Raw genomic sequence first — 11788 nt, 5'->3', positions numbered from 1 at the left:
GCCTCAGTTCGGCTTGCCGTGCCGGCGGAGGGTCGGCACGAGGGGTAGGCCCCCCTCGCCCAGCTTTCCCGTGCCACCCCGCGAGTGCGAGAACAGCTTGTCCCGCTCGAAGCTGCTCGGCGCGGGCTCGCCCGGCGCGGGGATCGACGCCGAGACCCAGTACGCATCGAAGCCCGACAGCGACGCCTCGCGCCCTTTTCCGGACGCCTGGGGCCCGCCCTTCGCGAGGTAGTCGCGGAAGGCGCGCTGGTAATCGGACCACTCCGGCCGCCGGATGCGATCGAGGTAATCGGACCAGAGCTGGCCGAGCCGCGCCCCGGAATGCCCCGCAGGCTGGAGCCGCGGCTCCTCCCCGGTCAGCGGATCGATCGGCTCCGACGCGCGCGTCTGGCCGTCGATCACCATCAGCGCGTTGTCCCGCGGCGGCTCGGGCGCCATCACGTTCCACCTCGCCAGCATGCGCGGCCACGACGCCACGCCCGCGAGCACCGCCCCCTGCGGGACGGCCGCCGCGCCGGGCAGCGGGTTCTCCTTCGCCGTCTGCGCCAGCACCGCGGCGAGCACCACGAGCACCGCCGCCTCCCGCAGCGACCCCAGCGCGAGCCGCGCCGTCCGCACCGCCGGCGCAGGGACGTCCGGAGCGGGGCCCGCGTCGCCGCCGTCCGCTTCGCCCTCGTCGGGCAGCGGCATCCCGCACGCCTGCCGCCCCAGGAGCTCGCTGATGCGGTGCCGGCGGGCCGCGACCACGTCGTAGAGCGCGTTCAGGAGGTGCGAGATGCCCGGCAGCTTGAGCGGCCAGGCGAGCCAGCCGAGCGGCAACGCCAGGAGCCCCTCGGTCACCGCGGCGCCCCGCATGTACACGCGCCCCTTCCGGTCGATCGCGAGCGCCGTCCGCTCCACGAGATCCGGCGTGACCTCCTTCGGCATCGGCACGCGCTCCTCGGCCCCCGTCTGGTTGCGGACGTAGAGCTCGTCGAGCGTCACATTGCCCTGGAACGTCAGGTGCTCGCGCAGATCGAGCCGCTTGACAAGGCGCGCCAGGAGGAGGCAAACGCCGCAATCCGCGTCGTACACGAGCGTGCGCGCGCGCCCCTCGCTCCAGGAGCGCTCGTACACGTCCCAGAGCTCGCCGGGCAGCACGAGCGGCGCCGCGGCGGCGAGCGCCCAGCCGAACAGCCCGAGATCGAAGAAGACCCCGAGGATCAGCCCGTGCAGGACCATCAGCGCGGCCGCGACCCCGCGCGTCCAGCGGAAGAGCGCCGGGACGAAGAGCAGCGCCGGGATCGCGAGCTGCATGGCCCACGTGCCGAACGTGAGCCCGCGCAGCGTGCCGAGCGGCAGGACGTCGCGGAGCCAGACGCCCGCGTCGCTCGCCAGGCGCTCGGCGTGGAGCGCATAGTAGAACGCCGTCCCGTCGCGCCACGCCTCGCCGCGCTGCTGGAGCGCCGTACAGAGGTAGATGAGGGCGAGCTGCAGCAGCACGGCCAGCGCGGCGAGCGACGTCGGCGACCACCCGGGCAGGCGCTCGGCCGCGATCTCGGCCTCCGAGGCCCTCGACCTGTCGTTCAGCTCCGTGTCGCGCTTCTCGTCCCGCAGGGCGAGCGAGGCGCGGAGGCTGTCGAGCGAGAAGCGGCTCCCGCACGGCAGGAACGCCGTGAGCGCGAGGATCGCGATCGCCGCGTAGTTGCCGGCGTTCTCCAGCAGGACGTTCCTCGACGTCAGGCTCACCAGCACGAGCAGCGAGAGCACATGGAAGACGCGCGTCCGGTGGCCGATGAGGAACAGGGCGTAGACGACGAGCGCCAGCGAGAAGGCGAAGTGGGCCTCTCCCTCCGTCGAGATGGCGTGGAACAGGCTGAAGACCTGCTGTTTGCCCCGGAGGTTGAAGAGGTGGTTGTGGTTCGGGAGGACGCCCTCGTTCGAGTAGAAGTCCCGCACCCATCGCCACCGCCCGAAGAGGTCGGCGATAAGGACCAGCCCGAAGGTGATGCGAAACAACCCGAGCGAACGGGCATCAAGACGCAAGAAGTGATCGCGAAGTGATTTCACGGAGAGTCCTCGACACGGAATCCGTAATCCGATGCGTGCTCGAGCTCAGGGACGCTCGGCTTACGCAAGAGCAGGGAGCGCACCGTCCAGAGATCGCCGAAGACGCGGTAGCGCAGCGCGGTCTGGTCGAGGTAATCGACGCCCGCGGAGCCGCCCGTGCCGGTGCGCCGGCCGATCACCCGCTCGACCATCCGCGCGTGGCGCTGCCGCCAGATGAGCATGGCCTGCTCCATCTCCAGGATGCGGTCGAGCACCTCGCGCGGCCACGCGAGCCGGGGCAGCTCGCGGTAGCTCTCGATGAAGACGATCGCCGCGCGGACCGCCCGGCGCTTCTCGCGCGTGGCCGCGTCGGCCGCCGGATCGTCCTCGGCGAGCAGGAACGCCTCGGCGGCCGCGCTCTCCGCCTCGTAGCGCGCGCGGAGCCGCTCGACGTCCGGCGGGGTGAGCGCCTTGTCGATCGCCATCTGGACGCGGCGCTCGTTCTCCTGGCGCATCGAGCGCGTGTAGCTGCGCAGGAAGCTCACGACGCCTTCCGGCTCGCTCGATCCGTCGATCGGCGTCCGCGAGAGCCACTCGTCCAGGAAGTGCTTGAGGCTCGGCCCGCTCGCGAGCCTCGCCTCCACGCGGCGCGTGGCCGCCGAGGGCGCGCCGTCCGCGGTCTTGAGCGCCTCCTTGTAGCTGCCCTCCCGGCCGAGCGGGATCCGGAGCGCGTCGTCGAGGCCCAGCAGGAGCTCGATCTCGCGCAGCTGCGCCGACTGGAAGCCGCTCGCAGGGATGAGGCGATCGCGGAAATCGAGATAATCGCGGGTCGTGAGCGTCTCCATGACCCGGAAGTGCTCGATCGCCTGCTCGAAGATGGTGACGACCCGCCGGAACGAGCGCGCCGCGGAGGCGAGCTTCTGATCGGGCACGGGGTTCTGGCGGAAGAGCTCGCGCGCCGAGGTGAGCTCCCGGAGGATGAGCTTGAACCAGAGCTCGTAGATCTGGTGGACGACGATGAACAGGGCCTCGTCGTTGCCGACCTTCTGCTCGTCGTCGTCGAATCCACCCTGGAGGGCGAGCAGCTCCTCGACGTGGATGTAATCCCAGTAATTCATGTCCTTGGTGATTCGAGAGGCGCCGCCAGCGGCGTTCGTGCGGCGTGTTCGCAGCAAGCGGTGCGCCCGCGCCACGAGCGGCGCCGGGAGTCTACTTCCCGCCCCCCAGGAAACGGAAGGGCCTGGCACGGGTCGCACGGATTGCGCGTCTGCGCAAAAAGCAGCGGGATGCGCCGCCGGGCGAGCGCGCGCGGCGAGGCGGGGCGCGCGCGGGCGGCCTCCACCGCGGAGCGCGCGCGGCGCGCTCAGGGCGCGCTCGCGGCGCCGGGAGGCGGATCGGCCGGGGCGCGCCGCACGCCGTCGGGGCCCATGTCGACGGGCGGCGCGTAGCTCTTGAGCTCGGCCCGCTCGTGGCTCGCCCCGCCCGCGGCCTCGATCACGACCACGCCGACGTCCGGGCAGAACGTCGACACGTAGCGAGCGGGCCTGTCGCCGAGGCGCTCCTCCACGGTCTGCACGCACCCCGTGAACCGCCCCGCGGGCACCTCGATCGCCACGTCGACCGCGGTGATCCGCGCGCGGCCGCCGTGCTCGCCGGTCCACGTGGTCCCGGGCGCGATCGGCTCCTTGAGCACGAAGACGCCCGTGTCGCCGCGGATCACGCCCTCGCCGGTGAACTCGAAGCGCTTCACGCCCGAGGGGAACCGGAGCTCGCCGCGGCGCGCGTCCGCGCGGTGCACGCGCGCGACGAGGAGGCCCTGCTCGCCGCCCTCGCTCATGGTCGCGTAGTGGTAGATGTGCCCGTCGACGAGCGGGAAGTAGCGCTCGGCCCGCGTGCCCGAGGCGGCGCCCCGCTGCCCGTCGGGCGCCGCGTCCCACGCCGCGGGCCGACCCGGGCTCGGGGCGCCACCGCAGGCGATCAGCGCGAGCGCGAGCGCGGCGAGCCAGCGCGCCGGGGGGCGGCGTGAGGGACGTCCGGGCTCGGCGTTCACCGCGCTGCCTCCTCGGGGATCACGGGGCCGCGTGGCCGTGGGACCAGTACCAGAGCGCGAGGAACGCGAGCAGCGCCATGGCCGCGACGAGCAGGACGACGGCCAGCGGGTCGGGGTCGATCCGGCGCAGCAGCGCCCGCGCCGCGCGGCGGAGCTCGTCGCGCTCGGCCTCCTTCGCGAGCCGCCCCGCCTCCGCGCGGACCAGCGCGTAGTCGCCGCGCTCGAACGCCTGCTCGAGGCGCTCGATCTCGGGATCGCGAGGGCGCGCCGGCGCGTCGTTGCCGGGGGGCGGCGCCGCCTTCTCGTCGCGCCGCTTCCCGCGCTTCTTCGGCGGGCGCCGCGGCTCGGCGTCGGCCTGCGCGTCCGGCGGCGAGCTCGGATCCGGCTCGGGCCGGGCGTCGGTGTCGGCCTGCTCCGTGTCCGTCACGTACAGCTCTCGGTGGTGATGTAGGCCATGGCCGAACCCGCGGCAGATCCCCGGGACGGCGCAGGCTACCTCAGGCCCGGCCGCGCGTGCCCGAAAAAGGCCCGAAAAGCCGCGGTCCGCCGGTGGCAAGCGCCGGGGCCCCGGCCTACTCGAACGGCAGCCGGTCCCGCTGCCGATCGACCTCGGCCGGATCCGGGCGGTCTCGCCACGGGACCATCGCCTCGCCCTCGCCGCTCACCACGCACCGGAGCGCCTCGCAGGCGGCCCGGTAGTACGCCTTGCGACCGCAGCCGACAGCCTTGAAATGACCGCCGAGCTGCTCCTCGATGCGGACGTCCTTGTCGGCGCAATCGAGGTCGGAGGTGGCACGCGCCCGGATCATCGGCATCGCGTTCGACGGCACGTTGGACACGCTGCACGCCGGCGAGAGCGCGCCGGCGAGGAGGACGGCGAGGGGGGCGAGGGCGGCGAGACGGGGCGGGCGCACGGCGGGAGCGTAATGCACCGTTCGGCTCGAAATCCCGAGAAATGAACCGCGGCGGGCCGGCGAGCACACCGCGTTCGCCCTTGATCCCGGCGCCCTCCGCCTCTCGCGCGGCCTGGCCCGCCCGCTCCCTCCGCCCCGTCGCGCACGCTCTGCACACGCGCCGCAGAGCGGCGGTCACCCGCACAGGAGACGGGTCCAGATCGGCGTTTTCGGCGCGGAAGCGCACTCCAGTGCGCTGAGCACCGAAAACGCCGAGATGGGCCCGTATCCGAAGCGGGTGACCGCCGCTCTCAGAACTGGAAGTACACGAACGGCACCGCGGCCGCGCTCGCCGCCTCGTGGAGCCCGATCGCCACCAGGAACAGCAGCGCGCCCTGCACCGGCGCGGGCGCCGCGATGAAGGCGCCGCGGGCGCGCTCGTAGAGGCGCTCCGGCACGTAATGGGACAGGAGCGCGACCCCGAGCAGCGCGACCAGCACGGGCGGGAGGTTCGGGTGGAAGGTCGTCAGCGTGCCGATCTGCCGCAGGATGAGCACGGCCTGCGAGAACGTCGGCACGCGGAAGAAGATCCACGCGAAGCAGACGTAGTGGAACGTCAGCAGCACACACAGCGCGCGGAGGGGAACGCGGGAGAGGGGCGAGCTCGCGGTCGCGCCACCGCGCTCGCCCTCGCCGGCCGGTCGCCGGCGCTGGACCGCGCGCTGGAAGGCGCGCGTCACGGCGAGGCCGAGGCCGTGGAGGAAGCCCCAGAAGACGAAGTTCCACGATGCCCCGTGCCAGAGGCCGCCGAGCAGCATCGTGATCATCAGGTTGCGGTACGTCGCCAGCTCGGAGCCGCGGTTGCCGCCGAGCGGGATGTACAGGTAGTCGCGGAGCCAGGTGGAGAGCGAGATGTGCCAGCGGCGCCAGAAATCGGCGAGGTTGTGCGCCTTGTACGGCGCGTCGAAGTTCTTCGGGAACCGCACGCCGAGCAGGAGCGCCGAGCCGATCGCGATGTCGGTGTAGCCGGAGAAATCGCAGTAGATCTGCGCGGCGTAGCCGTAGACGCCCGCGAGGACCTCCAGGGCCGAGTAGTTCTCCGGGCGCTCGAACACGCGGTCGACGAGGTTGAGCGCGAGCTGGTCGGAGAGGACGACCTTCTTCACGAGGCCGATCGCGACGAGGAACAGGCCCTCCCCGCCCTCCTCGAGGGTGAGGCTCGGGGCGCGCTCGAACTGCGGGAGCAGGTCCCGCGGGCGAACGATCGGCCCGGCGACGAGGTGGGGGAAGAAGGCGACGAAGAGCAGGTAGCGGAGGTAGCTCTTGTGGGGCGGGAGCTCGCCCCGGTACACGTCGACGACGTAGCTCATCGACTCGAACGTGAAGAACGAGATGCCGACCGGCGGCAGGAGCACCCGGAACGCGTGGCCCACGCTCGCCGGCTCGCCCGTGAGCAGGGCGCGGAGCGCCGCGGCGTTCTCGAGCGCGAAGTTCCAGTACTTGAAGAACCCCAGGAACCCGAGGTTCAGCGCCACGGTGGCGATGAGCATCGCGCGCCGCGCCCGGGGCCGCTCCTCGCGGGCGATCGCGCGGGCGAGCAGGAAGTCGACCGTGGACGAGGCGAAGATGAGCGGCAGGTAGCGCCAGTCCCAGGCCGCGTAGAACCCGTAGCTCACGAGCAGCAGGAACACGAGGCGCGGCCAGGCGCCGGCGTACCGCACGAGCGCCCACGATCCGACGAAGACGGCGGCGAAGAACTCGGCGTAACGGAGGGTATTGAAGAGCACGGCCGGTCGGACCCCGGGTCAGGCTGCGGCGAGGGGCGCGGCGCGCGGCGGGGCCGAGCGCGTTGTCGAGGAGGAGCGGGCTACCCGGGCGGTGGGGGGCCGTCTACCACAGGGAGCGCGGCGCGGTCGCGCTCCTGGCGCGGCCCGATGGCGCCGCGCGGTCGCGCTCACAGCGCGGCGCCCTGCGGAACGTCGCGGAACGGCGCGGAACGGCGCGGAATGGTACGCAACGGCGCGGAACGGTACGGAACGGCGCGGAACGGCGCCGGGAACGCGACCGCGCGGGGCCGCGTTTGAACGGCGCCATGGCGCTGCGCCATGTTGAACGGCGCCCCGCGTCGTGCCAAGGATGGAGCTGATGCTGGGTCGCCTGATCCTCGGGGTTGTGAAGGGGCTCATCGTGGGGGGCCTGCTGGGCTTCGCGCTGGCGAAGCTCGGCTTCGCCGCGCCCATGGCGATCGTCGCCTACCTGGCCGCGGCGCTCGCCGGGGTCCTCGTGGGGCTGGTCGCGGGCAAGCCCATCTGGGCGAAGGACGCGAAGATCGAGGCGGGGATGAAGGCCTTCGTCGGGGCGCTGCTCGGCGCCGGCCTGATGTACGCCGCGCGCAGGTGGCTCACGGTGCCGGTGCCGCTGCCGCTCGGCGAGCTCGGGGGCGCGAACCTGTCGCTCGGCGAGGCCGCGGGGAGCACCGGGACGTTCGGCGGCCTGGCGATCACGTCGCTCGCCGCGATCGCCGCGCTGCTCGGCGGCTTCTACGAGGCCGACAACGACCCCTCGGACGAGGAGAAGCCGGGCGCGAAGCCGGCGGTGAAGGCGGCGGCCGGGGGCAACAACAAGCGCATCGCCGCCTCCGCCGCGGCGGACGAGCTCGACGACGACCTCGAGCTCGAGCCCGAGAAGAAGCGCGCGAAGAAGTAGCCGGTGCCGTTCGCGCGGGCCCTCCTCTACGCGGCGTCGCTCGGCGCGCTCGCGCTGGTCGCGCGCTCGCTGCTCGTCGCGCCGGTGCCCATGGCGGTCGCGGGCGCGGCCATCGCCGGCTACCTCGCGCTCGTCCTGTGCGGGGTCTTCTTCCTCGGGCTCGGGATGTTCGTCGACGTCGTGAAGCGCGGCCCGCCCGGCGCGCGGGGCGTGGCGCTGACCTTCGACGACGGGCCGAGCCCGGAGCACACGCCGGCGGTCCTCGCGCTCCTCGACGAGGCGGGCGTGAAGGCGACGTTCTTCGTCATCGGCCGCAAGGCCGAGGCCCACCCGGAGCTCGTCCGCGAGATCGCGGCGCGCGGCCACGCCATCGCCCTGCACAGCCACGCGCACGACCGGCTCTTCTCGCTGCGCTCGGCCCGCCGGGTCGAGCGCGACCTCCGGCAGAACCTCGACGTCATCGAGCGGATCACCGGCGCCCGCCCCACCCTCTTCAGGCCGCCGGTCGGCCATACGAGCCCGCGCATCGCCCGCGTGGTGGACGCGCTCGACCTCGACGTAATCGGCTGGTCGGCGCGGGGGTTCGACGGGCTCGCCGGGGCGGACCCCGGGCGGGTGGCGGCGCGGATCATCCCGGGGCTCCGCGACGGGGCGATCGTGCTGCTCCACGACGCGGCCGAGCGCGACGACCACGCGCCCGCGGGGCCCCTGGCGCTCCCGCGCATCCTGGCGGCGATGGAGAAGCGCAACCTGGTCGGGGTCCGCGTCGACGCGTGGCTCGACGACGGCGCGCGGGACGCCTAGACCACCTCTGTCGGGTGGCGCTACGCTCGGTTCGATGGCCGCGCCGGTGAGTCTGACGCTCTTTGCGCATATCGCCGGGAGACCGGAGGATGAGCTCGACCTCGCCGAGGCGGCGCTCCTCATCGACGACGCCGCGTACCCGGGCCTCGACATCCCGCACTACCTCGGCGTGCTCGACCGGCTCGGCGGCGAGGCGCGGCGCGCGGTCGATCGCCCCCTGCGCGCCGCGGAGGCGACGCCGGGCAGCGGCCCCATCGAGCAGCTGCTCCGCTGGTTCTACGGCGACCTCGGGTTCCACGGGAACTCCGGGGACTACTACGACCCGAAGAACAGCTACCTCCACGAGGTCCTGGATCGCCGGACGGGCATCCCCATCACGCTGGCCGTCGTCCTCCTCGAGGTGTGCTGGCGCGCGGGCCTCGAGGCCCAGGGCGTCTCGTTCCCGGGCCATTTCCTCGTGAGGACGCCGGTCCGCGGCGGCGTGCTGCTCATCGACCCGTTCGAGGGCCGCCTGCTCGGCCGGGACGATCTGCGCGCGCTGCACACCCGCGCCACGGGCGCCACGCGCGATCCGGAGCCGCGGCTGCTCGTGCCCGCGCAGAAGCGGCAGATCCTGGTGCGCATGCTGAACAACCTGCGGTCGATCTACTCGAGCCGCTCGGACGCGTCGCGGCTGCGCAGCGTGCTCGAGCGGATGCAGGTGCTCGCGCCGACCGACGAGCTCCGGAAGGAGCTCGATCAGCTCGGCGGCGAGCGCCCGTGGCCGTCCGCGGGGCGGGACGTGAACTGACGCGGCCCGATCGCCGCTCGCGCACCGCGCGCGATCGGATACGCTCGTCGGCATGGGTCAACCCGCCACGACCCCCCCGACCTTCGAGGAGCTCTACCGGAGCATCCGCGCCCTGCCCGAGCACCTGACGGGCGAGATCCTGGAGCCCGGCGTCCTCCGCACGATGTCGCGGCCCGGGAAGCGCCACCGCCGCGCGGCCAGGCTCTGCCTGCACGGCCTCGTCCCGTTCGACGCGAACGTCGGCGGCGTCGGCTGGTGGATCGAGCCCGAGACGGAGATCCGTTTCCCCGGCGGCCGGCTCGCCGTGCCTGACCTGTGCGGCTTCCGGGTCGAGCGGGTCCCCGAGCTGCCGGACGAGAACCCGCTGACCATCCTCCCCGACTGGTGCTGCGAGGTCCTGTCGCCGCGGACCGCCCGCGACGACGTGGCGGTGAAGCTGCCGCTCTACGCGCGCTCCGGCGTCGGCTGGAGCTGGATCGTGGACCCGATGCGCCGGCTGGTCGAGGTCTTCGAGACGGTCGGTGGGAGGCCGGCGCTCACGGCGACCGCGCAGGACGACGAGCGCGCTGTGCTACCGCCCTTCAACGGAGAGCTCGCGGTCGCCTCGTGGTGGATTCCGGGCGCCGCCGAGGAGTAGAGCGCTCCCGCCCAGGGGAGGGCGGGGGCTCGCCGCCAGACGGGAGAAGCGAGGGCCACTGCCGATCGCTCCGTTCGCGTGGAATCGAGCCTGGGATCGCGCGTTGGCCCTCCCATCACCCATGCCCGTCGGCCGCCCCCGGCAGCAGCACCACGAACCGCGCCCCGCCGTCCGCGCCTCGCTCGACCCCGATCGTCCCGCCGGCCGCCTCCACGAGCCCCCGGCACACAGCGAGCCCGAGCCCCGTCCCCTCGCCGACCTCCTTGGTCGTGATGAACGGCTCGAACAGCGTCTCGCGGACCGCCTCCGCGATCCCCGGCCCGTTGTCCTCGACCTCGATCCGCGCGCCCCCGCCCGCGCCCCGCGACGCGCGCACCGCCACGCGCCCCCCGACGCGCGGCACCGCGTCGGCCGCGTTCAGGAGCAGGTTCAGGAGCACCTGCACGAGCTGCCCGTGCGCGAGCGGCACGGCCGGCACGTCGGGCGCGACGTCCCGCTCGAGCTCGATCGCGCGGAACGCCTTCTGCGGCGTGACGAGCGAGACGACGTCGCCGATCGCCTCCGCGACCGACCCCGAGGGGAGGTGCCCTGCCTCTCCGTCGTCGCCGGCCTCGGCCGCGCCCCGCGCCGCGGGCCGGGCGAAGTCGAGCAGGTCGCGCAGGATCTTGTGGATCCGCTCCGTCTCCCGCTTCATCCGCTCGACGAAGTCGCGCTCCTCGGCCGGCGTGAGGCCCCCGGCGAGCAGCAGATCCTGCAGGCCGAGGATCGCCGCGAGCGGGTTGCCGATCTCGTGCGCGAGCCCCGCCGCCAGGCGCCCCACGGACGCGAGCCGCTCCGAGCGGACAAGCCGCTCCTGCGCGCTCTTCAGGTCCGCCGCGTAGCGCTCGATCTCGGCGATCTTCGCCCGCAGCGACTCCTCGTCGGCGCGGAGGCGGCCCGTCATGAGCGCGAGGCTCGCGCCGAGCTCCGCGAGCTCCCGCGCGCCGGCCCGCGGCACTTCCAGGTCGCGCGCCCCGCCGGCCACGCGGCGCGCGGCCTCCGACACCGCGTCGATCGGCCGCACCACGAGGTGCGTCATCGAGATGTACGCGAACACGAGCAGCGCCAGCGCCACGATGCCCGTGTAGAGCGCCACGATCCGCACGAGCGGCGCGGCGGCCACCGTCGACGGGTCGGTCGGCACCAGCACGGCCACGGAGCCCGTCGACGTCGCGGGCGCCGGCTCCGCGAGAGACGCCGCCTCGCGCGCAGGCTCCGGGACGACCACCAGGAGCGCATCGCCGCGCGCCGTCCGCACCGTCTTCAGCACCTCCGTGCCGGCCTCCACCGAGGCGGGCAGCGCCGCCGCGATCTCCGGCTCCCCGGCGCGGCCCGAGAGCGCCCCGGCCGCGTCGTAGACGCCGATCGCCGACGCCCCGTCCGGGCCGAGCTGCGCCTCTAGCAGGAGCGAGAGCTCCGGGGCGGAGCGGGTCGTCCGCGCCGCGGCCACGTGCCCGGCGATGGCGCGGCCGATCGCGCGGGCGCTCGACGCGCGCGCGCCGCTCATCGTGGCCCGCGTGAGGCTCGCCACGGCGAAGAAGAGCGGCACGAACGCCAGGAGGAGCAGCGCGCCGAGCGCGAACAAGAGTTGAAGCCGGATCCCGAGCCGCACGGTGTGGTCTGCCCCCTGTCGTACCGTCCTCGCCCAGCTCGGCGCCCGCTCGTCCGCGGCATCGCGCTGGGCTCGGAGGAACGACCTCTCTGATAGCGGCATGCGCGCCCATGGCAAAGCTCGCGAAGCTCGCAACGCGCGCAACGCTCGCAACGCTCCGACGAACGGCTGGGCCTGGTGCCCGCCGCGCCGGCCTGGTACCCGCCGCGCCGCGCTGGTACCCGCCGCG

At 73.7% G+C, this 11788-nt stretch carries 11 protein-coding genes; 4 read left to right on the top strand and 7 right to left on the bottom strand.

All coding sequences use genetic code 11. The features are described from left to right. Window positions 1-3 precede the first annotated feature (3 nt). From WMF39_RS45605 to WMF39_RS45580, 6 genes are all read right to left on the bottom strand, one after another. Window positions 4-2049, bottom strand: a complete 2046-nt coding sequence (locus WMF39_RS45605; protein WP_437742688.1) for a DCC1-like thiol-disulfide oxidoreductase family protein — start codon at window positions 2047-2049, stop codon at window positions 4-6. Further along, on the bottom strand, window positions 2046-3158 hold the full coding sequence (locus WMF39_RS45600) for a tryptophan 2,3-dioxygenase family protein (protein ID WP_437748119.1): 1113 nt from the start codon (window positions 3156-3158) through the stop codon (window positions 2046-2048). The genes WMF39_RS45605 and WMF39_RS45600 overlap by 4 nt, the downstream gene beginning before the upstream one ends. 233 nt (window positions 3159-3391) lie before the next feature. After that, window positions 3392-4078, bottom strand: coding sequence for a hypothetical protein (locus WMF39_RS45595; RefSeq protein ID WP_437742687.1), 687 nt, complete (start codon window positions 4076-4078; stop codon window positions 3392-3394). A 19-nt stretch (window positions 4079-4097) separates the two neighbouring features. Then, the gene (locus tag WMF39_RS45590) at window positions 4098-4505 is read right to left on the bottom strand and encodes a hypothetical protein (protein WP_437742686.1); all 408 of its coding nucleotides are present in this window, start codon (window positions 4503-4505) and stop codon (window positions 4098-4100) included. Between the two features lie 145 nt (window positions 4506-4650). Further along, window positions 4651-4992: a hypothetical protein gene (locus WMF39_RS45585; protein WP_437742685.1), complete on the bottom strand. Its 342-nt coding sequence runs from the start codon at window positions 4990-4992 to the stop codon at window positions 4651-4653. A gap of 290 nt (window positions 4993-5282) precedes the next feature. Beyond that, on the bottom strand, window positions 5283-6758 hold the full coding sequence (locus WMF39_RS45580) for an MBOAT family O-acyltransferase (RefSeq protein WP_437742684.1): 1476 nt from the start codon (window positions 6756-6758) through the stop codon (window positions 5283-5285). A 358-nt stretch (window positions 6759-7116) separates the two neighbouring features. Between WMF39_RS45580 and WMF39_RS45575 the strand changes: the two genes are divergently transcribed. From WMF39_RS45575 to WMF39_RS45560, 4 genes are read left to right on the top strand one after another with little or no spacing between them, the layout of a single operon-like run. Further along, entirely contained in the window at window positions 7117-7677 is a 561-nt protein-coding gene (locus WMF39_RS45575; RefSeq protein ID WP_437742683.1) for a hypothetical protein, read from the top strand. Window positions 7678-7680: 3 nt separating this feature from the next. After that, window positions 7681-8481 (top strand): polysaccharide deacetylase family protein, encoded by an 801-nt coding sequence (locus tag WMF39_RS45570; RefSeq protein WP_437742682.1) that lies wholly within the window; start codon window positions 7681-7683, stop codon window positions 8479-8481. Between the two features lie 34 nt (window positions 8482-8515). Next, the gene (locus WMF39_RS45565; RefSeq protein ID WP_437742681.1) at window positions 8516-9271 is read left to right on the top strand and encodes a SirB1 family protein; all 756 of its coding nucleotides are present in this window, start codon (window positions 8516-8518) and stop codon (window positions 9269-9271) included. A gap of 52 nt (window positions 9272-9323) precedes the next feature. Next, the gene (locus WMF39_RS45560; RefSeq protein ID WP_437742680.1) at window positions 9324-9908 is read left to right on the top strand and encodes a Uma2 family endonuclease; all 585 of its coding nucleotides are present in this window, start codon (window positions 9324-9326) and stop codon (window positions 9906-9908) included. Between the two features lie 115 nt (window positions 9909-10023). Here WMF39_RS45560 and WMF39_RS45555 read toward each other — a convergent pair whose 3' ends face one another. After that, complete coding sequence (locus WMF39_RS45555; RefSeq protein ID WP_437742679.1) at window positions 10024-11661, bottom strand: ATP-binding protein; 1638 nt, start codon at window positions 11659-11661, stop codon at window positions 10024-10026. Window positions 11662-11788 lie beyond the last annotated feature (127 nt).

It is taken from the genome of Sorangium sp. So ce1504 (assembly GCF_051521635.1).
Classification (GTDB): domain Bacteria; phylum Myxococcota_A; class Polyangia; order Polyangiales; family Polyangiaceae; genus Sorangium; species Sorangium cellulosum_B.
Note: the sequence above shows the minus strand (reverse complement) of the source record. Positions and strands in the feature narration are given on the sequence as shown.